The organism is Bacillus sp. TH25 (genome assembly GCF_016650935.1).
Classification (GTDB): Bacteria; Bacillota; Bacilli; order Bacillales; family Bacillaceae_G; genus Bacillus_A; species Bacillus_A mycoides.
Map to the genome: position 1 here is coordinate 794,142 of NZ_JAEKEU010000039.1, position 21,455 is coordinate 815,596.

Here is a 21,455-nt window from a genome sequence, read left to right on the forward strand (position 1 = left end):
GTTGGAGCAAAGAAGTTAGGTCGGAGATTAATTGCCCGTAAAAGCCCGATTGGTGAAGGCTAATAATCAGTGGGGGATGAACAAAACCCCCACTGATTAAAGTTCCACTTTATTGAGCAGTATAACCACCATCGATAACGACGGCTTGACCAGTTATACCTTTTGCTTTTTCACTCGCTAAAAACATAGCATAATCAGCAATTTCTTGTACTTGTAGCAAACGTTTCTGTGGTACAAGAGGATAAATGACATCTTCTAAAACATTTTCAAGTGGTACATTTCGCGTAGTTGCTAAGTCTTGTAGTTGATTTCGTACAAGAGGGGTATCGACATATCCGGGACAAAGAGCATTTACAGTAATTCCATGAGTTGCTCCCTCTAAAGCAGCAACTTTTGTTAATCCAATTACACCATGTTTCGCACTATTATAGGCAGCTTTTCCAGCGAATCCAACAAGTCCGTTAATCGAAGCAACATTAATGATACGACCATATTTTTGCTTTTTCATAATCGGAAAGGCATGTTTGATGGCGATAAATGGAGCGATTTGCATAATTTTAATAAGAAGCTCGAATTTATCAGTTGGAAAATCTTCAATCGGTGAAACATGTTGCATTCCTGCGTTGTTAATTAATACATCTAATGAGCCGAAGTGAGTAACTGTTTGAGAAATTGCTGCTGTAATTTCTTCTTCAGATGTAACGTCACATTTTAAACCAATGGCTTGATAGCCTTCTTTTTGCAATTGTTCAGCAGCTTCTTTCGCACGTTCTTCAAGACGATCACTAATCACAACTTTAGCACCCTCTTTGGCAAAAGCACTTCCCATTTCATAACCAATACCGCTCGCAGCACCTGTTAAAAAGACAACTCGATTTGTAACCATGATGAAAAACACTCCTTCATAATAAAAGTTCTCTTATTGCTCTATTTAGAGAGGTGATAATAAAATTCCTGCAAACATTTGGAAAAATATTGCTAGCTATCTTGTTTTGCAAAGTAGCGTTTGCTATACTATTTTGTAAAGCAAGATACTTACGCTTATCTATCTTGTAAAACAAGATAGTGGGAGGATTTGAAATATGTCGACAAGTCAAATGCTGAAAGGGATTTTAGAAGGATGCTTACTTGCTATTATTTCTGAAGGTGAAATATACGGTTATGAAATGAGTGAAAGATTAGCGAAGTATGGTTTCACAATGGCGAGTGAGGGAAGTATTTATCCGTTATTAATACGAATGCAAAAGGAAGGATTAATAACAAGTGTAATGAAGGAATCTCCATCTGGTCCAAAGCGAAAATATTATACATTAACAGAAAAAGGCGAGGAAGCACTGGATGAATTTATGGATCGCTGGGAAGCGATGCAAAGTAGTGTAGAGCGTCTACTTGAAGGGAAGGGGAGAAAAAAATAATGTTATCAAATGAAGCGCGAAATTTTTTATTAGATATGAGATTATTTTTAACTGCAAAGAGTGTGAAAGAAAGCGATATTGAAAACTTTTTAGAAGATGCAGAGTTGCATTTAATAGAAGGTGAGAGTGAGGGCAAAAGTGTAGAAGAAATTTTCGGAAGCTCGCCGAAAGAATATGCAAATGAACTTGTAAAAGTGATGGAGAGAGATAGACAGGAAACGTGGAAGCAAATTGGGTTTACGGTAATGAATATCGTTTCGTTTTGGATTATTGCTTCTATTTTAATAGTTAATAATGGGATTTTACAGATTTCGCTTATTCAGTGTATTGGCTATAGTTTTACATTGATTTTAGCTGTTGTGGGTCCTAATTTTCTGCTTCGTAAAATGACCTTTGTAACAAGTTCTACAAAAACGTGGTTTTCCATGTGGTCTTTAGTCATGATCGCGCCAATGTTTTTATTAGGAGCTGTTACGATTTTAGATGTGATATATCCTACAACGATGTTTACGTTGACTCTAGTCCAAAGTTATATATTAGCTGGAGGGATCTTTATCCTCACGGTAGCTATAAATATATATTTTGAAGGATGGTTTAAAAACTTATATTTAATTATTCCACTTTCGATTATGTTAGTGTTTAAAACATTTACATCGGAAGATCTTATGCCAATGTTATTTCAAATTATATGTTTATACGGAAGTTTGTTTATTTTAATTTTCCTTGAAATTATGATGAAGACGAATAGAAGAGAAACGGTTAATTAAGGGAGGGATAAAAGTGTTATCGAATGAAGCACAAAAATTTTTAGATGATACCCAAGGGTATTTACGTACGAAGGGCATTAGAGAAGCTGATATTATTTCTTTTATAGAAGATGCGGAAGTTCATTTAATAGAAGGAGAAAAGAGAGGGAAGAGTGTAAGTGATATATTTGGTCATGCTCCAAAAGAGTATGCAAATCAACTTGCGAAAGAGATGGAAGTTGATAAAAAAGGGAATTATAAATTATTGCTTTACTTTATTATAAATTTATTAGCATTCACGATGATGAAGAGTGTATTCTTTAGTGAAGCCGATCATCGCTTGTCTTATTCTTTAATTGAATTAATTGGATATCCAATTATGATTTTTGTAGGGATTGGTGTATTAATATGGGGGATGAGAACAGCAGTCTTTAAACATAAAAGAATTGAATTTTTAATTATGTATATAAGTGGTGCGATATGGTTTTTATCAATTTTCAGTATTGCATTATTAAATAATTTTTATGGTACAACATTTATTAAATTTACTGCTACAGAAAGCTTCATTCTTGTTGGAATAGTAGTTCTTTTTGCAGCTATTGCAAATATTAAATTTGGTGGTTGGTTTACTTTGTCGTATTTACTAGTTCCAATTGCATTAGAATATATATTTGTAATGATAGATTTATCGAGCATTAGTGGAATGTATGTGCAACAAATAATTCTTTTCATTGTTATTTATATGCTTTTAAAAATTCATATAAAATTAGAAAAAAGGGAAGTATACGAATAAAAAGAGAGAAAGAGTTATTTATATGTATATCGAGTAGTAGTTTTTTTAAGGTTAACTATATTGCTTTCACAAAAAGAATATATGATGACTATTTTGATACTGTATTAGATGACACATCAGCATATATGTTGTTCTTCGGGTTAATAGGAAAAGGGCTGCTTTGGATATGCAAAAAAGTATTTCCAAAGAAATATTATATTGGGATTTTTAGAGGGATTACATTTACTTTTAGTTGTATGTTTTTATCCCGCATTAACGGGCAGTAAAACTCCCATCTCAAAATTCGGATGGAGCAAAGAAGTTAGGGGGGAGATCAACTGCCCGTAAACGCCCGATTGGTGAAGGCTAATAATCAGTGGGGGATGAACAAAACCCCCACTGATTATAGTTTCACTTTATTTCTAGCAGCCGATATTTGGTTTGTTGATTGGAATATATTGTTTTAAACAGTAACAAGATCGTTACTGTTTTTTTCTTTGTAATAAGAGACTTTGTAAAGAGAGCGCTTTTTGTTCATTTGTTAATAATGAATTGATGTGAACCTGATCAGGACGAGGGACTATAGGGTACATAAGGTTTGAGGGAGAAGGGTGGTGTTCAGAACCAGTTGGAGAATGGGGATCTGCGTGCGTAAGTTTTCCATGAATTCGTCTTGTAAATAAAATGTGCCCAACTTCGTGAGCGAGGGTATATATGTTTTTCATTGGAGCGGCTGAATTTGTTAAAACGATATAACCAGTAAGTTGCTGTTGTTTCGCTAAGGAGTAAGCGCAGGCAATTACGGCAGTTTCCTTGAAATAATCACTGCCAATATAACAAATATAAAGGTCACATTCAGGAGCTTCGTTAACACAAGTTTGAAAAAAGGATGATAATTTTTCCTGACTTTGAATGGAGTTTTTATAACTAATTTCCCGATTAGAAAAACGGAAAAGTTCGTTTAGTACAATTACTTCTTTAATTTGAAATGTAATGGGATGCCAAATTGATTCTGCAACTGCTAAATCTTTTGCAATACGGTCGTCAGAAATATCGGCGCCTGGAGTAATGCAAACACATATATTAACGTATGAATCCATAAGGAACACCTCAAATGAAAAAATTCTTTCTATAATATATGTGGGGAAAGATTCTATGTATGGATAAACGCCTTGTTTATCGCACGAATATATATAATACAAGTCGAAAAAATTTCATAGTTCTATAACGTAGTATGGTCTGCTTTTTGATATAGTAAAGAAAAGGGGGAGAATATATGTATACATTAAAAATCGTTTCAGACAGAGAAGCTCTGTATCAATTTGCGAGCTATGTAAGAGTTGTGCAAGGGGTTGAAGATGTATATGTAGAGGTGGGAGAACCTTTATATGAACATCCATTAATGAAGTTTTATGTACATATTACAATTGAAGAAACATATGATCAGCATAAAGCGTTACAAGAAATAGCTAGATTAGTAGAATTAGGGCGTTTTACGTATGTCCATTATAGCAATGAAGAAATTGAAGAAGCTTTTGAAGCTGTAAAATACGAAAGCTTTAAGAAATAAAGTGAAACTTTAATCAGTGGGGTTTTTGTCCATCCCCCACTGATTATTAGCCTTCACCAATCGGGCTTTTACGGGCAGCCCGACCCCCGCCTAACTTCTTTGCTTTCGCTGAATTTTGAGGTAGGGATCTTACTGCCCGCAAATAGCGGGATAACGGTAAAAAAAGGAAGCGGAAGCTTCCTTTTTTATTGAAAATTACAGCAACAAAAGGAAGAGAATTTTGTTATGATAAGGAAGGGTGAGGAAAGGAGAGTTTACATATTGGGGTATATTGAAGAGTTACGCAAAGTAGTTGGTACGAGACCACTTATTTTAGTAGGATCAGCAATTATTATATTAAATGATAATCAAGAAGTATTGCTTCAATATCGTTCAGATACATATGATTGGGGTGTGCCTGGCGGGGCAATGGAACTGGGAGAAACGACAGAAGAAACTGCTCGTAGAGAATTATTCGAGGAGACGGGACTAAGTGCAAAAATAATGCAATTTCTTGGTGTTCTTTCAGGAAAGGAAGTTTATTTCCGTTATCCAAATGGAGATGAAATTTTTAATGTGATTCATCTGTATCAGGCACATCATGTAGGCGGAGAATTAAAGCTCGATCATGAAGGGTTAGAGCTTCAATATTTTCCAGTAGATAAGTTACCAAAATTGAATGAAACGACAGAGAAGATATTACAAAAATTCTTATACGCATTGACAGAATAGAAGGTTAATTCCTTCTATTTTTATTATATTAAATATTTTGATTTTTTGGTATGTTTATAGTATGATAATTTTAGACATACAACTTATGGAATTTCACCTAAAAACTTACTAGGGTACATAAGAGAGGGGCAAGTACAAAATGCATAATGTTGTCATTACAGCTGCAGTTCGTTCACCAATTGGAACTTTCGGAGGAGCACTAAAAAATATAACACCAGTAGAATTAGCTGTTCCTGTACTTCAGGAAGCTGTAAAAAGAGGCGGAGTAGAGCCACATGAAGTTGATGAAGTAATTTTAGGTCATTGTATTCAAAGAACTGATGAAGCAAATACGGCAAGAACAGCTGCATTAGCGGCAGGATTTCCTGACACAGTTACTGGTTATACAATTCAACGTCAATGTTCTTCAGGTATGCAAGCAATTATGTCTGCTGCAATGCAAATCCAATTAGGTGTAAGTGATATTGTTGTTGCAGGTGGAGTAGAAGCGATGAGTTCGAGCCCTTATGCATTGAAACAACACCGCTGGGGACAACGTCTACAGCACGGAGAAATTCGTGATACGGTGTGGGAAGTTTTAGAAGATCCGATTCACCATATTATGATGGGTGAAACAGCGGAAAATTTAGTTGAACAATATGAAATTACAAGAGAGGAACAAGATGAAGTTGCGCTTCGTAGTCATACATTAGCGCTGCAAGCGATGGAGTCTGGATACTTTGACGATCAAATTGTTCCTATTACAATAAAAGAACGTAGAAAAGAAGTTGTATTTGCGAAGGATGAACATCCACGTGCAGATATTACAGCTGAAAAATTAGCAGGATTAAAACCAGCTTTCCGTAAAGACGGGTCAGTAACTGCAGGGAATTCATCTGGTCTTAATGACGGAAGTGCAGTTCTAGTATTAATGAGCGAAGAAAAAGCAAAAGAAAAAGGCTTACAACCGTTAGCTCGAATTGTTGGATATTCAGTAGCAGGTGTAGATCCGAAAATTATGGGTATTGGACCAGCACCAGCAATTCGCAAAGGATTAGAAAAAGTAGAGTGGTCATTAGAAGATGCAGACTTACTTGAAATTAATGAAGCTTTCGCTGCACAATATTTAGCTGTAGAGAAAGAGTTAGGGTTAGACCGTGAGAAAGTGAATGTAAACGGTAGTGGTGTAGGACTTGGACATCCAATTGGTTGTACAGGAGCTCGTATTACGGTAAGTTTAATTCACGAATTAAAAAGACGTGGATTAGAGAAAGGTATTGCCTCTCTATGCGTTGGAGGCGGTATTGGAGTAGCTTTATTTATAGAAGCATTATAAAAAAAGAGGCAGCGATTGCTGCCTCTTTTTTATGACTCAAATAAGTGATGAAATAATCGATCGCGATTTTCAAAGAAAAGTTTCGTCGTTTGGTAATGCTCTGTTTCTTCTAATGTAGATTCGTGAATCCCTTCTTGAGTTAAAGAGTATATAGTAGATTCAGGATAAGCCATTAAAATAGGAGAGTGCGTCGCGATAACAAATTGTGAACCTTGTTCAGCTAGTTCGTGCATGCGAATGAGCATTGAAAGTTGTCTCATCGGGGATAAAGCTGCCTCAGGCTCATCTAGAATGTATAAACCTTGTCCTGAAAAACGATTCATAAATAATGAGAAGAATGATTCGCCGTGTGATTGTTCGTGAAGTGAAACGCCACCGTAAGATTTTATAGCATCTATTTCATCGATATAAGAAGCAACGTTATAAAATGATTCAGCGCGAAGAAAGAAACCGTCGTTTGGTGTATTGAAACTTTTTGAAATTCGAAGATATTCATGTAAAGATGAATGGGAATCGTTAGTGCTAAAGCGAAAATTCTTCGTTCCACCTTCTGCATTAAAACCTAAAGCCACTGCAATTGCTTCGAGTAATGTTGATTTACCTGTCCCATTCTCTCCAATAATGAATGTTACATTTGGGTGGAAAGCCAGTGATTGCAAAGTTCGAATAGCGGGTAGACAGTAAGGATATGCGGAAAAGCTAGGGATATTTTCTTTTTTTAATGTGACATTTTTTAAAAAAGGTACGTCAATCAATATATAAACCTCAATTCATAACGGATTTTGATTCTAAAAAAGCAGCAAATACTAATGTAAGACAACTTGCTAATAGTATTGTATATTGAAGTGCGCCAAAACCGAGACCTTCCCAGCTGAAAGCCATTCTCTTTCCTATAAAAATGATAAGAACGCTCATAAATCCATATATATTTTATAATTTTGTAGTGCTTCCATATAAAGAATCCGATGTATGTACTTAAAAACAATATAAACAAAACAAGAAAAAAGACAAGTGTTAATGACACGTGAACACTTCCTTATTTTCTGAATATTTTATGTGGATTATAACACGTAAACTATCATATTCCAATGTGAAAATAAATATTGCATCAAGATTAATTCTCTCGTTATGATAGATGGTATTCTATTAGAAATATGAAGAGGAGTATTAATATGCCGTTTACATTTGCACATCCAGCAGCTGTTCTCCCTTTTGCTAAGAAACATTCTAGTTATATTTCGGTGACGGCTCTTATATTGGGTAGTATGGCACCTGATTTTGAATATTTTTTATATTTTAGGCCATACGGTATTATTGGCCATACATGGGCTGGTTTCTTCTATTTGAATTTACCACTCGTTTTTTTATTAGCATATGCATATCATTTTATTTTAAAAGGACCATTTATAACACATTTACCTAAGCCTTTTGCTAGTTACTATAAATATGTAGTAGATGCGAAGTGGGGGCTATATACTTGGAAGAATTTTTTTGTATTTTGCTATTCTGCTTTATTCGGTATGGTGACGCATGTCGTTTGGGATGCTTTTACTCATAAGACAGGCTATTTTGTTATGGAAATGCCGCTGTTACAGCAAGAAGTATATAGTATTCCAATTTATAAATTTTTACAACATGGGAGTACATGTTTTGGTCTACTATTACTAATATATGTACTATGGAAATATAGGAGGGAAACTGATCAAGATACTAGTTTAACTTCGGAAAAAAAGAAATATTGGGCTTCATCTATCGTTGTGGCGGCCATTATATTTATCGTTCACGCGTTATTAGACCCCTATTTTCATATTTTCCAAATAGGAGGTATAATAGTATCTGGACTGACAAGTTCGTTTTGTGGACTTCTTATTGTTTCTATAGTTTACAAATCAAGGGACTAATTTACCCCGCATTAACGGGCAGTAGGACTCCCACCTCAAAATTCGGCAGGAGCAAAGAAGTTAGGTGGGAGATCAACTGCCCGTAAAAGCCCGATTGGTTCAACTAATAATCAGTGGGGGATGGACAAAACCCCCACTGATTAAAGTTTCACTTTATATTAATGAATGATAGTGTTAGGAGAAATTAAATGATGAAAGCATGGAAAAGTATTTTTGTTTTATGCAGTTTTCTTCTTATGTTAAGTGGTTGCTTCCAGCAAGAAGAAAAGAAGGCAGAACCTAAAAAGAAAGAATCTATTCCAGAAACAAAAGAGTATGGTGGGCGTGAGCTTAAAAAAGTAGGACAAAAAGTGAAAGAAAAAGGGTGGGGGACATTTGAATTAGAACAGATTCATTCTGTGAATCAGACATTTGAAGTAGCCCCAATGAAAATTCACGTACAAGATGTTAAAGTTATCTCATTATCACAAATGAGCAAAGAGGCAAAAAATACATTGAAAGTGTATACTGCATTAACTCCTGAAGAAGTAAAGCGTAGATTGGGAGATAAAGTGAGTCAAGAAGATGCTGAATTATATGCATCGTTAAGTGGAACAGAGATTAGCGATACGATTCGGTATGTTGAAATTACATATAAGGTAGAGAATAGTGGAGATAAGAACATGCAATTCTTCTCTATGAATGATGTTGCTATAAATGACAAACAACATTTTAATGTAGCGACTCAAAACTTTTTATATGATGAAGATACGCTCGTTGGTACAAAGAGTGTTTCAAGGGAAGATTATAGGCCTGGTGAGACACGAGAAGGAATTATCGGTTTAATACTTGATGATGGAAAAGAAAAAGTAAAGGATATTAAGTTTACGACAGATGATTTAGCAGCAGGAGACACAAATGAAGCTGTTAAAGAACCGCAAACTTTTAATATTTCACTCTCTAAATAAAGTGTCTTTATAATAATTTAAGCAAAAACAGTCAGCATAAAAAGTTATGCTGACTGTTTTTTTAGCTCTTTCACATATGAATCTACACTTTGAAAAGGCACTGTAATTTTAAAAGCATCTTTTTGCTCGTTAAATTGTTTTTCATTATAAGGACCAAATCGTTTATTATGCTTTACATCGATAATCCAATAATGTTCACTTTTTTTATTTGTAATTGCTGCGTCAGGATTATTTGGATCTGATTTTTCCTCAATTTGCTTTGTGATAATGTATTTATCGTCCCAAGCAATTTCTGTAATTTTTGCAGGGATGTATTGTGTAGCATATACAGCATCCTGCGATGGGAAAAGTTCAAATGCATCTCCAGAAGTATGTATGAGTTCATATTCATCGTTAATTGTATAGGTTAAATGGTTTGTATTGCCTGTGCAACCTGTTAATAAGAGTGCGGCAAATAGGATTATCCATCTTTTCAATATGGGAACCTCCTTTACAATGCTGTTGTAACACATTGTACAAGAAAAGTAAGCGAAACGCCAGTTTACAATGTTTTTTAGAAGTGGTACGATGAGACGGGTAAAGAAGGATATGAAGGAGTCGACACAAAATGAAGTTAAAGATGCATCGTCCAGCGCTTGTAATGAATCGCATAGGTGCTTCCCTTATTGACATGTTTTTAATCTCGGTTACGTACGGTGCAGTAGTAGCTATTATTACCGGAAACTATAGTGCTATTTTCAATCGTTTTAATATAAGTTTAGGTGACTATAGATATGACCTTACACTTGTTTTCGTATTAATGGCTATAAATTTTATTCTGTTACCTTTTCTTTGGAACGGTTCTACACTTGGTAAAAAGGTAACAAGAACAAAAATAATCTCGTTAACAAGTGAAAAACTAACGTTACAAACATTAATAATACGATTTTTGGTATTATTATTACCAAGCATATTATTACTTGGAGTTCCATTAATATGCAATGTATATATGATGTTATTCCGCAAAGATAATGGTGGCTTCCATGATTTAATTGCAAAGACAAAAGTGATGAGTCTTGTATAATTAATATTTAGAGTATACGTGCTACTAATGAAATAAGACTTTTTATCGTTTGTATATAAAAAGTCTTATTTTTAATTTCGTGAAAAATTTCATCATTCTCTTATTTTTTCATAAAATTCGATAAATGGAATTGATATAGGGTGGATATCTCCAATATAGTACCTTCCATATTACTGAAGGATGTTTAAAGAAGCTGTAGCTAATTCAAACATCCTATTTTCGTTTTGAATAGAATGAAAATTGAGAGAATGATATAATGGGTATAAATAATATCGTTATATAACAAAGGGGGATTTGGAATGACTGGAGGTAGCTTAATATTTTGGGGAATTCTTATTTTTATTGGTTTAACCTTCGATCAATATAATAGTAAGAAAAAAAAAGAAACAAAAAAGTAATCGCTTACAAGCTGTAGCGTGAACTTTTCCTGCTTGCAGACTAATCTAATAAAGGAGTATACTGAATGACGGTAAGACTTATAGAAGGGGTAATGAAAATGAAGCTTGCAGGAAAGGTTGCCATTGTAACTGGTGGTGGCATCGGTATTGGACGTAGTACAGCTCTTTTGTTGGCTAAGCAAGGCGCAAAAGTAATTGTGACGGACATTGATCAAGAAAGTGGACAAGCAACAGCCGAGGAAATTACGGATTTAGGCGGAGAAGCACTTTTTGTATCCTACGATATGGGGAAACAAGGAGATTGGCAACGTGTTATTAGTTTTGCTATGGAGGCATATAGTCGTATTGATATGCTTTTTCAAAATGCTGGTCTATATAAAATAGATTCTATTTTTTCTCGCCAACAAGAGAACGATTCCAATGTACTTTGTATTAATGACGTTTGGATAGAGATAAAACAATTAACGTCATCTTTTATGAAACAGCAAGAAGAAGTGGTGCTTAGTGATTTGCCGGTTTTTGGTATTATTAGCACGAGAGGACAATCATTTCATACAATAGAAGCCCTAGTATAATAATGGAAAACCGCCCCCAGTATATATGTGGACGGTTTTTTTGTATGTTCTATTATAGAACTTTATTTTTTAACGAATACGTTGTTCGGTTTGGCTATCAAAGAAATGTGCTTTATTCATATCAAAAGCAAGTTTAATTTGGTCACCAGGTGAAAAAGTATGTCTTGCATCAACACGTGCTGCAAAATCTTGATTTCCAAGTTTCATATATAAAATGGATTCAGCCCCTAACAACTCTGCAACTTCAATTTTCGTTGTGAAAGTAGTAGCTTGTGAAGCTTCTAAAAATAATAGTTCATCATGAATATCTTCTGGACGAATACCTAAAACAATTTCTTTATTTACATAGCCTTGTTCGCGTAATAACTTCATTTTTCCTTCAGATACTTTAAACTTTAGTGAACTGTCTATAACGAAATCGGTTTCAGTTAATTTTCCACGGAAGAAATTCATTGCGGGTGAACCGATAAAACCACCAACGAAAATATTTTCAGGTGTTTCATATACTTCTTTTGGAGTTCCAATTTGTTGGATTTTGCCGTCTTTCATAACAACAAGGCGTGAAGCCATTGTCATTGCCTCAGTTTGATCATGTGTTACATAAATTGTCGTTGTGCCAAGGCGGTGGTGTAATTTAGAAATTTCTGATCGCATTGCAACACGTAGTTTAGCGTCTAAGTTTGATAATGGTTCATCCATTAAGAAGACTTTTGCGTCTCGAACAATTGCTCTACCTAATGCAACACGTTGACGTTGTCCACCTGATAAAGCTTTCGGTTTTCTATCTAAATATTGTTCAAGCCCTAAAATTTGAGCTGCATGTTTCACTCGACGGTCGATTTCATCTTTCGGTATTTTTCGAAGTTTTAATCCAAATGCCATATTATCATACACACTCATATGTGGATAAAGAGCGTAGTTTTGGAAGACCATTGCGATATCTCGATCTTTTGGAGGAACATCGTTCATTAGCTTACCATCAATTGAAAATTCTCCTTTTGAAATATCTTCAAGTCCAGCTACCATTCGTAGTGTTGTAGATTTTCCGCATCCAGAAGGACCAACGAATACGATAAATTCTTTATCTTGAATGTGTAAGTTAAAATCTGTTACGGCTGTTACGTTATTATCATATATTTTATAAATATTTTCTAATTTAAGTTCTGCCATGATATTTCCCCCTAGAAAGTTTATGCAAACGTTTTCTTTGAATTTATTATAAACGAATAGATTCAAAAAAGAAATAAAAACACTGTAAAAAAATAAAACGTTTTCATTATCCCTATGAATATATAATAAGTTCCACATGTTTTATTAGAAAAAGAAAATAAATATTGTAAGCGCTATTTTAAATTTGGATAGAATCTGTTATCATTCAGTAATGAAAACGTTTGCGCCTTAAAAAAGAAAAACGAATCAATAGTATAGATGAAATGGGGTAGCATAATGGGAAAACAATGGTGGAAAGAAAGTGTAGTATATCAAATTTATCCTCGTAGTTTTATGGATAGTAACGGTGATGGTATAGGGGATCTTCGTGGTATTCTTACGAAGCTAGATTACTTAAAAGAATTAGGTATTGATGTAATTTGGTTATCACCAGTCTATGAATCTCCAAACGATGATAATGGTTACGATATAAGTGATTATTGTAAAATTATGAACGAGTTCGGAACAATGGAAGATTGGGATGAACTATTACATGAAATGCATAAACGTAATATGAGACTTATGATGGACTTAGTTGTTAATCATACTTCAGATGAACATAATTGGTTTATTGAATCACGTAAATCAAAAGAAAATAAATATAGAGACTATTATATATGGCGTCCTGGAAATGAAGGGAAAGAGCCGAATAACTGGGGAGCAGCATTTAGTGGCTCTGCATGGCAATATGATGAAATGACAGATGAATATTATTTGCATCTGTTTTCTAAAAAACAGCCAGATTTAAACTGGGATAATGAAAAGGTAAGACAAGATGTTTATGACATGATGAAGTTTTGGTTAGAAAAAGGAATTGATGGGTTCCGTATGGATGTTATTAATTTTATTTCTAAAGAAGATGGCTTACCATCTGTTGAAACGGATGAAGAAGGATATGTTTCAGGGCATAAACATTTTATGAACGGTCCGAATATTCATAAGTATTTGCATGAAATGAATGAAGACGTATTGTCTCAGTATGACATTATGACGGTTGGGGAAATGCCTGGTGTAACGACAGAAGAGGCTAAATTGTATACAGGGGAAGCTAGAAAAGAACTGCAAATGGTATTCCAATTTGAACATATGGATTTAGATTCCGGAGAAGGCGGGAAATGGGATGTAAAACCATGCTCACTCCTTACTTTGAAACAAAATTTAACAAAGTGGCAAAAAGCATTAGAACAAACAGGATGGAATAGCCTTTATTGGAATAACCATGACCAGCCTCGCGTTGTATCTCGTTTTGGTAATGATGGAGCTTATCATACTGAATCAGCAAAAATGTTAGCGACAGTACTTCATATGATGAAAGGGACACCATATATTTATCAAGGAGAAGAAATCGGAATGACAAATGTTCGATTTGAATCAATTGATGAATATCGAGATATTGAAACACTAAATATGTATAAAGAAAAAGTTATAGAGCGCGGCGAAGATATAGATAAAGTGATGCAGTCTATATATATAAAGGGCCGAGATAATGCTAGAACTCCGATGCAGTGGGATGATAGAGAACATGCTGGATTCACAACGGGTGAGCCTTGGATCGCGGTAAATCCTAACTACAAAGAGATTAACGTGAAACAAGCGATTCAAGATGAAGAATCAATTTTTTATTACTATAAAAAATTGATTGAATTACGTAAAAACAATGAAATAGTTGTGTATGGAACATATGAATTAATATTAGAAAATAACCCTTCTATTTTTGCTTATGTAAGAACATATGGAGAAGAAAAGCTGCTGGTGATTGCAAACTTCACTGCGGATGAATGTGTATTTGAATTGCCAGAGGATATTGTTTATAGTGAAGCAGAGTTATTAATACACAATTATGATGTAGAAAATGTATTGATAGAAAACATTACATTACGACCATATGAAGCAATGGTATTTAAATTGAAATAAGAAAAGCCTTATGCCACCCTGGCATAAGGCTTTTACTATTACCATTTTAAAATAGAGAATCCATACGGTGGAAGTGTAACTTGTAATACACTTGCTTCCGCTGAAAATTCTTCGTTTGTATAAATGTTAATTATTTTCTTCCTGGTAATATGAAGAGGGAGTGAAGTTGTAACTTCACTGTTAGTAGGATTTAAAACGAAAAAGATAGTTTCATCTTCATATGTTTTTGTATAAGAAATATAATTATGTTCATCATTTGCCTCAATGAATTGAAAAGTACCATTTCCTCCAAATGCTTTATGTTGTTTCCGTAATGAAATTAATGTTTGTGTATGTGTAAATAAAAGAGTATCTTGTTCTTTTTCATCCCATATCATACATTTGCGGCAGTCAGGGTCCATTCCACCATCCATCCCGATTTCATCGCCGTAATAAATACAAGGAGAACCGATGAAAGAAAGGTGAAATACATAGAGTAACTTTAACTTATTTTTATCCCCGTTACATGTTGCTAAAATTCTAGGTGTGTCATGACTGTCTAATAAATGAAATGCCGCTTCATTTACATTCATAGAGTAGGAATGTAGAGAATCGGTAATTTGTTTCATAAATTCACTTGCATGAATGGATTCGTTAGCAAAGTAAGAAAGTAGAGCGTTTGTAACAGGATAGCTCATTACAGCATCAAATTGGTCACCTTGTAGCCATGGGAGTGCATCGTGCCAAATTTCACCTAAAATATATACTTCAGGATTTAATGCTTTTATTTCACTTCGGAATTCTCTCCAAAAACTGTGATCGACTTCATTTGCTACATCAAGGCGCCAACCGTCTATATTGAATTCTCTTACCCAATAACGCCCTACTTCAAGTAAATATTCTTTTACATCTGGGTGTGCTGTATTTAATTTAGGCATATATGGTGTAAATGCGAAAGTATCATAATTAGGAAGTGGCTCGGTTATAATTGGGAATTCATGAATGTGGAACCAATCTTTATAGGCGGAATTTTCACCTTGTTTCAGCACGTTTTGAAATTTATCAAAGAAGTATCCGCTATGATTAAAAACAGCGTCGAGCATTACTTTTATACCATGTTTATGACACGCCTGAACGAGTTCTTTGAAAGTTTCTTTCGTCCCAAATTGTGGATCGATTTCCATGTAATCAATTGTGTCATATTTATGATTCGAATGAGCTTTGAAAATAGGAGTGAAATATATTCCGGAAATTCCAAGCTTCACAAGGTAATCAAGGTTTTGAATAATACCAGCAAAATCTCCGCCGAAAAAATTAGTTGGAGTTGGTTCGGTACTTCCCCAAGGGAGGGTGTTTGCTGGATTTAATGTGTTATCTCCGTTAGCGAATCGTTCCGGGAAAATTTGATACCATACTGTGTCTTTAATCCAGGATGGTGCCCTGAAAACGTCTTTTGCATGAACAAATGGAAAGCAGAAAAAGTTACCGACATCGTCATTTGGGATATTAGAAAAAAATCCTCGTTCTGTATAAATAAAAATTTCTACGTCGTTTTTTAATTCGAATCCATAACGTAAGCGTTTAAATTTCGGTTTGATTGAAACCGACCAATAATCAAATAACTCAGTAGATCCGGTTTTTTTCATCGGTGTACTCGCTGTAATCCATTTTCCGTCCTGCCATTCGTACGGATCCCCGTAGATGAGAGCGGCGCTGTGAACATCATCTCTTTTTGTGTGTATTCGGATGTGAATTGTTTTTTCGTCGTAAGCGTATGCATAATTATCTTTTGGCCTATGATAGATCGCTTCTTTAAGCATATAGAAAATCCCCCTTTAATATCTCTATACATATAGTTCCCTTAAACGAAATAATAAAGATTATGTTGCAAACGATTGCCTTCCACATAACTTTAATATTGCTTATAAGAGTAGTATTCATTTTATGTAAAGTCAATGAATAAAGAGTGTGATAAGATTATTTCGAAAATTAATATTTGCAAAATGAATAAAAGGATGTATAATGATAGACAAATAGCGCAAACGTTTTCATAGATTTAGATATTGTTTGCGCTTCTATTAAACTATTAAATGCAAACGTTTTCAATTGAAGAGGTACATAGACAATTTAGGGAGGTTTTTGGGATGAAGAAAGCATTATCACTATTAACGATTTCAGCATTGTCAATTGGCATGTTATCTGCATGTGGACCGAAAGATTCAGGAAAAAAAGAGGAAAGTAAAGCGAAGAAAGACTATGATCTTCTCGTTTGGGAAGATGATAAAAAAGGTGTTGGTTTAGAACCAGCAGTGAAAAGCTTTGAAGAAAAATATAAAGTAAAAGTAAAAGTTGTTGAAATGCAAATGACAGATCAAGTGAAAAAGTTACGTCTTGATGGACCAGCGGGGACGGGACCAGATGTTGTAACATTGCCACACGATCAAATCGGAAATGCAGTAACAGAAGGCTTACTTTCTGAAGTAAAAGCAGATGATGCTGTGAAGAGTAAATTTACTGACTTATCAATAAAGGCACAAACATACAACGGGAAATTATATGGTTTACCAAAAGCAATTGAAACACCAATTTTTATTTACAATAAAAAATTAATGCAAAAAGCTCCAGAAACGATGGACGAGCTATTTAACTTCTCAAAAGACTTTACGAAGGATGGCAAGTACGGATTTTTAACATTAGGAGATAACTTCTACTTTGCTAACGCGTTTATGGCAGGTATGGGCGGATATGTATTTGGTGAGAAAGACGGAAAGCCAAATGCAAGTGATGTTGGATTAAATAATAGCGGAGCAGTACAAGGGGCTGAATATCTTCAAAAATGGTACAAAGAAAAGTTATTCCCGAAAGGTATTATCGGTGAGTCAGGTGGCCCTGCTGCTGATGGATTATTCAATGAAGGAAAAGCAGCATCTATTATGAACGGACCGTGGGCGTTCCAAGCGATGGAAAAGAACGGAATTGATTATGGTGTTGCTCCAATGCCTAAATTACCAAATGGTCAACCGATGAAAACATTTGTTGGGGTAAAAGGATGGCATGTAACAAGCTTCTCTAAACAAAATGATTTAGCTACAAAATTCACTGAGTGGGTAACAAATGAAGAAAATGCAAAAATTCGATTTGAGAAGACAAAAGAAATTCCTCCAGTAAAATCAGTAATGGAAGATCCAATTATTAAAGATAACGAAGCTGCAAAAGCAGTTGCAACTCAATCAGAAAATGGAATTCCAATGCCGAATATTCCAGAAATGCAAGAAGTATGGAAACCAGCTGGAGACGCTCTTCAGTTAGTTGTTACAGAAAAAGAGGCACCAAAATCCGCGCTTGATAGTGCAGTGAAACAAATTAAAGGAAATATTGAAGCAAACCACAGTAATAAAAAATAAGGTGAAGTTCGTGTCTCTAATATGAGAGGCACGAATTCTCTCCCTTCCAAGTAGGAAGAAAAAAGGGGGAAGGAACATGCAAACATCTATGGAACCAATGAAAGATATGAACGGTTCGAAACATAGGAAAATGGCGACCATGTTATCTATTATTCCAGGCATGGGCCAAATATATAATAAACAATTTGTAAAAGGTCTTATTTTTCTAGTATTAACAGGTTCATTTATTGTAGCATTTGCTGATTTGTTAAATATGGGATTATGGGGAATTGTAACGCTCGGTACAGAAGTTCCACGTGACCATTCTGTCTTTCTATTAGTAGAAGGGATTTTGGCACTTATCGTCATAGTGTTTGGACTCGGAATATATGGATTTAACTTATATGATGCATACCAAAATGGGAAGAAACGTGATATAGGAACACCATTAAACTCAGTAAAAGAGCAATACCGTAACTTATTAGATCAAGGTTTTCCATATTTAATGGTTTCACCAGGATTTCTATTACTAATCTTTGTAGTTGTATTTCCAATCATTTTTGTAATCTTAATTGGATTTACGAACTATGACTTATATCACTCTCCTCCAGCTAAATTAGTAGATTGGGTGGGCTTTAAAAACTTTATTGATATTTTTACATTACCAATGTGGAGAGAGACATTTTTAAGTGTATTTTCTTGGACTGTCATTTGGACATTTGTTGCAACAACATTACAAGTTGCACTTGGTATTTTCTTAGCGATTATCGTAAATCAGCCTGGTATTAAAGGTAAGGCAATTATTCGAACAATCTTCATTTTACCGTGGGCTGTTCCAGCATTCGTATCTATTCTTGTCTTCTCGGGTATGTTTAATGAAACATTTGGAGCGATTAATAATCAAGTATTAGCTTTATTCGGGATTGAAAAGATTGCTTGGATGACAGATCCGTTTTGGGCGAAGATTGCTTTAATTATGATCCAAACGTGGCTCGGTTTCCCATTCGTATTTGCAATGACAACAGGTATATTGCAATCGATTCCAGGAGAATTATATGAAGCGGCTACAGTAGATGGAGCAACTGCTTGGCAACAGTTCCGCAAAATTACATTGCCACTTGTTTTATACGCAACAGCACCAATTTTAATTACACAATATACGTTTAACTTTAATAACTTTAGTATCATTTATCTATTTAACGGCGGAGGTCCTGCTGTAGCGGGGCAAGATGCAGGTGGAACGGATATTTTAATTTCATGGATTTATAAGTTAACGATGACTTCAGCGCAGTACGGAAAAGCAGCAGCTCTTACAATGATTTTATCGTTAATCGTTATTACAGTTGCGTTATGGCAATTTAAGAGAACAAAATCATTCCAAGAAGAGGATATGATGTAAATGAATATTAAACGACAAAAGATGTTACGTCTTTCATTAAGTTATTTGGTTATCTTCATAATGTGTGCGATTATTTTCTATCCATTACTATGGATTATTGGTTCATCGTTTAATCCAGGAGATAGTTTGTCTGGTTCTAGCATTATTCCAAAAAATGCTACGTTAGATCATTATCGTAAGCTACTTGATCTTGATTCAAGTAATTACTTACTTTGGTATAAAAATACGTTAAAAGTTAGTGTTATGACGATGATTTTTTCGGTGTTAGCAATTAGCTTTACTGCTTATGCATTTTCGAGATATCGTTTTGTCGGAAGAAAAAATGGTTTATTAACATTTTTAATTCTACAAATGATTCCGAACTTTGCAGCGTTAATCGCACTATATGTATTAGCGCAGTTAACAGGATTAATTGATACACATCTTGCATTAATTTTAATTTATGTAGGTGGAGCAATTCCAATGAATACTTGGCTTATGAAAGGGTATTTTGATACGATTCCGAAAGAGTTGGATGAGTCAGCCCGCATGGATGGAGCAGGACACTTCCGTATTTTTTGGCAAATCATTATGCCGCTTGCAAAGCCAATCGTAGCGGTTGTAGCATTATTCACTTTCATCGGTCCATTTACAGATTTCATTTTAGCAAGTATTATTTTACGCACGCCGGAAAATTACACTTTAGCAGTTGGACTCTATGAAATGGTAGCGAAGAAATTTGGTAATGAATTTACAACGTTTGCGGCTGGTTCCGTATTAATTGCAATACCAATTTCAATTTTATTCCTATCATTACAAAAATACTTCATTTCTGGTTTAACAGCTGGAGGTACGAAAGGATGAGAAATGGGACATTATGTCCCATTTTTCTTTTCATCTCTCTATAAAAAAATTATAGAGAGATGAAAAGAGATTTGACATCGCATATGAAAAGAAGTGAAATAAATAGTATATTATAGTATAGGAAAAAAGAGCTATATCCCTTACAATACATGGAGAGGGAGAATATGATAAGTTTTGCAAGATAGAATAAATAAATGACAGTTTATGACTTCTCCTATGACTTGCAACGGGTGCAAGATAAAATATATGAAAATGGCAGAGAAGTGAAAGGAGGGGATTTTTATGACAGTTACAATTAAAGATGTGGCGAAGAAGGCGAACGTAGCACCATCAACTGTTTCTCGTGTAATTGCTGATAATCCAAGTATAAGTGAAAAGACGAAGCGCCGTGTTCGAAAAGTAATGAGTGAATTAGGGTATCATCCAAATTTAAATGCAAGAAACCTTGCGAACCAAACGACGAAGACACTTGGTCTTGTTATGCCGAGTTCTGCAAGTAAAGCTTTTCAAAATCCGTTTTTCCCAGAAGTTATAAGAGGAATTAGTTCATTTGCACATGTGGAAGGGTATGCGCTTTATATGTCGACTGGTGAAACGGAAGATGAAATTTTTAATGGTGTTGTAAAAATGGTACAAGGGCGTCAAATCGGTGGTATTATTCTTTTATATTCAAGAGAGAACGATCGGATTATTCAATACTTGCATGACCAAAACTTCCCGTTTGTTTTAATTGGAAAACCATATGATCGAAAAGATGAAATTACATATGTAGATAATGACAATTATACAGCTGCAAGAGAAGTAGCGGAATATTTGATTTCATTAGGCCATAAACAAATCGCATTCATCGGCGGTGGATCAGATTTACTTGTAACGAGAGATCGTTTGGCGGGGATGAGTGATGCTTTGAAACTAGCAGATATTCTATTGCCGAAAGAGTATATTTTACACTTTGATTTTTCAAGAGAGAGTGGTCAACAGGCTGTTGAGGAATTAATGGGACTAAAGCAACCACCGACGGCAATTATGGCAACGGATGATTTAATTGGACTTGGCGTGTTAAGTGCGCTTTCTAAAAAAGGATTTGTTGTACCGAAAGATGTTTCGATTGTAAGCTTTAACAATGCTTTATTATCAGAAATTGCTAGTCCACCACTTTCGACAGTTGATGTGAATATTTATCAATTAGGGTATGAAGCGGCAAAAGCTTTAGTTGATAAGGTGGAGCATTCTGAATCTACTTCAAAATGCATTATTATTCCACATAAATTATTGAAGCGTCAAACTTGTGATCATTATGCAACAAAAAGCTAAG

Annotated in this window: 23 protein-coding genes and 1 pseudogene; 17 read left to right on the top strand and 7 right to left on the bottom strand. The window is 34.8% G+C overall.

Translation table 11 applies throughout. The features are described 5' to 3' along the window. Positions 1–109: 109 nt before the first annotated feature. Complete coding sequence (locus JFT89_RS28095; protein WP_002190555.1) at positions 110–886, bottom strand: 3-hydroxybutyrate dehydrogenase; 777 nt, start codon at positions 884–886, stop codon at positions 110–112. A 196-nt stretch (positions 887–1,082) separates the two neighbouring features. Between JFT89_RS28095 and JFT89_RS28100 the strand changes: the two genes are divergently transcribed. From JFT89_RS28100 to JFT89_RS28115, 4 genes are read left to right on the top strand one after another with little or no spacing between them, the layout of a single operon-like run. Then, entirely contained in the window at positions 1,083–1,415 is a 333-nt protein-coding gene (locus JFT89_RS28100; RefSeq protein WP_002014879.1) for a PadR family transcriptional regulator, read from the top strand. Then, positions 1,415–2,182: a DUF1129 domain-containing protein gene (locus JFT89_RS28105; RefSeq protein ID WP_016096185.1), complete on the top strand. Its 768-nt coding sequence runs from the start codon at positions 1,415–1,417 to the stop codon at positions 2,180–2,182. Before JFT89_RS28100 ends, JFT89_RS28105 begins: the two co-directional genes overlap by 1 nt. 13 nt (positions 2,183–2,195) lie before the next feature. Then, positions 2,196–2,954, top strand: a complete 759-nt coding sequence (locus JFT89_RS28110) for a DUF1129 domain-containing protein (protein ID WP_002014877.1) — start codon at positions 2,196–2,198, stop codon at positions 2,952–2,954. A gap of 20 nt (positions 2,955–2,974) precedes the next feature. Further along, complete coding sequence (locus JFT89_RS28115; RefSeq protein ID WP_079998972.1) at positions 2,975–3,220, top strand: DNA-binding protein; 246 nt, start codon at positions 2,975–2,977, stop codon at positions 3,218–3,220. Between the two features lie 195 nt (positions 3,221–3,415). On the opposite strand, the gene JFT89_RS28120 is transcribed toward JFT89_RS28115, so the two are convergent. Next, positions 3,416–4,033 carry a hypothetical protein gene (locus JFT89_RS28120; protein WP_002165130.1) on the bottom strand — a complete coding sequence of 206 codons (618 nt, stop codon included), beginning with the start codon at positions 4,031–4,033 and terminating at the stop codon, positions 3,416–3,418. 176 nt (positions 4,034–4,209) lie between these two features. Between JFT89_RS28120 and JFT89_RS28125 the strand changes: the two genes are divergently transcribed. From JFT89_RS28125 to JFT89_RS28135, 3 genes are all read left to right on the top strand, one after another. Continuing rightward, positions 4,210–4,503, top strand: a complete 294-nt coding sequence (locus tag JFT89_RS28125; RefSeq protein WP_000288333.1) for a DUF3928 family protein — start codon at positions 4,210–4,212, stop codon at positions 4,501–4,503. A gap of 261 nt (positions 4,504–4,764) precedes the next feature. Beyond that, complete coding sequence (locus JFT89_RS28130) at positions 4,765–5,214, top strand: NUDIX hydrolase (RefSeq protein ID WP_002066949.1); 450 nt, start codon at positions 4,765–4,767, stop codon at positions 5,212–5,214. 139 nt (positions 5,215–5,353) lie between these two features. Then, the gene (locus JFT89_RS28135) at positions 5,354–6,529 is read left to right on the top strand and encodes an acetyl-CoA C-acetyltransferase (RefSeq protein WP_002014871.1); all 1,176 of its coding nucleotides are present in this window, start codon (positions 5,354–5,356) and stop codon (positions 6,527–6,529) included. Between the two features lie 29 nt (positions 6,530–6,558). Here the strand turns inward: JFT89_RS28135 and JFT89_RS28140 are convergent, their stop codons facing one another. Together JFT89_RS28140 and JFT89_RS30690 are read right to left on the bottom strand one after the other, a co-directional pair. Next, positions 6,559–7,284, bottom strand: coding sequence for an AAA family ATPase (locus JFT89_RS28140; RefSeq protein ID WP_016096186.1), 726 nt, complete (start codon positions 7,282–7,284; stop codon positions 6,559–6,561). 10 nt (positions 7,285–7,294) lie between these two features. Then, positions 7,295–7,553 (bottom strand): annotated as a pseudogene (locus tag JFT89_RS30690) (hypothetical protein). A gap of 148 nt (positions 7,554–7,701) precedes the next feature. On the opposite strand from JFT89_RS30690, the gene JFT89_RS28145 reads away from it, so the two are divergent. Together JFT89_RS28145 and JFT89_RS28150 are read left to right on the top strand one after the other, a co-directional pair. Then, positions 7,702–8,430, top strand: coding sequence for a DUF4184 family protein (locus tag JFT89_RS28145; protein WP_002111554.1), 729 nt, complete (start codon positions 7,702–7,704; stop codon positions 8,428–8,430). 188 nt (positions 8,431–8,618) lie between these two features. After that, entirely contained in the window at positions 8,619–9,377 is a 759-nt protein-coding gene (locus JFT89_RS28150) for a hypothetical protein (RefSeq protein ID WP_002066932.1), read from the top strand. Between the two features lie 44 nt (positions 9,378–9,421). Here JFT89_RS28150 and JFT89_RS28155 read toward each other — a convergent pair whose 3' ends face one another. Then, positions 9,422–9,853 (bottom strand): DUF3997 domain-containing protein, encoded by a 432-nt coding sequence (locus JFT89_RS28155; protein WP_002033805.1) that lies wholly within the window; start codon positions 9,851–9,853, stop codon positions 9,422–9,424. A 131-nt stretch (positions 9,854–9,984) separates the two neighbouring features. Between JFT89_RS28155 and JFT89_RS28160 the strand changes: the two genes are divergently transcribed. The 3 genes from JFT89_RS28160 (at position 9,985) to JFT89_RS28170 (ending at position 11,413) form a co-directional block, all read left to right on the top strand. Continuing rightward, positions 9,985–10,440 (top strand): RDD family protein, encoded by a 456-nt coding sequence (locus JFT89_RS28160; protein WP_002066934.1) that lies wholly within the window; start codon positions 9,985–9,987, stop codon positions 10,438–10,440. 299 nt (positions 10,441–10,739) lie between these two features. After that, positions 10,740–10,838 carry a hypothetical protein gene (locus JFT89_RS28165; RefSeq protein WP_002128904.1) on the top strand — a complete coding sequence of 33 codons (99 nt, stop codon included), beginning with the start codon at positions 10,740–10,742 and terminating at the stop codon, positions 10,836–10,838. Positions 10,839–10,903: 65 nt separating this feature from the next. After that, positions 10,904–11,413: an SDR family NAD(P)-dependent oxidoreductase gene (locus JFT89_RS28170; protein ID WP_002066937.1), complete on the top strand. Its 510-nt coding sequence runs from the start codon at positions 10,904–10,906 to the stop codon at positions 11,411–11,413. 69 nt (positions 11,414–11,482) lie between these two features. On the opposite strand, the gene JFT89_RS28175 is transcribed toward JFT89_RS28170, so the two are convergent. After that, positions 11,483–12,583, bottom strand: coding sequence for an ABC transporter ATP-binding protein (locus JFT89_RS28175; RefSeq protein WP_002066938.1), 1,101 nt, complete (start codon positions 12,581–12,583; stop codon positions 11,483–11,485). 276 nt (positions 12,584–12,859) lie between these two features. Between JFT89_RS28175 and JFT89_RS28180 the strand changes: the two genes are divergently transcribed. Continuing rightward, positions 12,860–14,536: a glycoside hydrolase family 13 protein gene (locus JFT89_RS28180; protein WP_201040933.1), complete on the top strand. Its 1,677-nt coding sequence runs from the start codon at positions 12,860–12,862 to the stop codon at positions 14,534–14,536. A gap of 38 nt (positions 14,537–14,574) precedes the next feature. Here JFT89_RS28180 and JFT89_RS28185 read toward each other — a convergent pair whose 3' ends face one another. Then, positions 14,575–16,335: an alpha-glycosidase gene (locus tag JFT89_RS28185; RefSeq protein WP_201040934.1), complete on the bottom strand. Its 1,761-nt coding sequence runs from the start codon at positions 16,333–16,335 to the stop codon at positions 14,575–14,577. A 324-nt stretch (positions 16,336–16,659) separates the two neighbouring features. On the opposite strand from JFT89_RS28185, the gene JFT89_RS28190 reads away from it, so the two are divergent. The 4 genes from JFT89_RS28190 (at position 16,660) to malR (ending at position 21,454) form a co-directional block, all read left to right on the top strand. After that, the gene (locus tag JFT89_RS28190; RefSeq protein ID WP_016096188.1) at positions 16,660–17,919 is read left to right on the top strand and encodes an extracellular solute-binding protein; all 1,260 of its coding nucleotides are present in this window, start codon (positions 16,660–16,662) and stop codon (positions 17,917–17,919) included. Between the two features lie 76 nt (positions 17,920–17,995). Beyond that, on the top strand, positions 17,996–19,297 hold the full coding sequence (malC, locus tag JFT89_RS28195; RefSeq protein WP_002088367.1) for a maltosaccharide ABC transporter permease MalC: 1,302 nt from the start codon (positions 17,996–17,998) through the stop codon (positions 19,295–19,297). Beyond that, positions 19,298–20,140 (top strand): maltosaccharide ABC transporter permease MalD, encoded by an 843-nt coding sequence (gene malD, locus JFT89_RS28200; protein ID WP_002088365.1) that lies wholly within the window; start codon positions 19,298–19,300, stop codon positions 20,138–20,140. Between the two features lie 282 nt (positions 20,141–20,422). Beyond that, the gene (gene malR, locus JFT89_RS28205; RefSeq protein ID WP_002014809.1) at positions 20,423–21,454 is read left to right on the top strand and encodes a maltose operon transcriptional repressor MalR; all 1,032 of its coding nucleotides are present in this window, start codon (positions 20,423–20,425) and stop codon (positions 21,452–21,454) included. The last annotated feature ends 1 nt before the right edge of the window (position 21,455 follow it).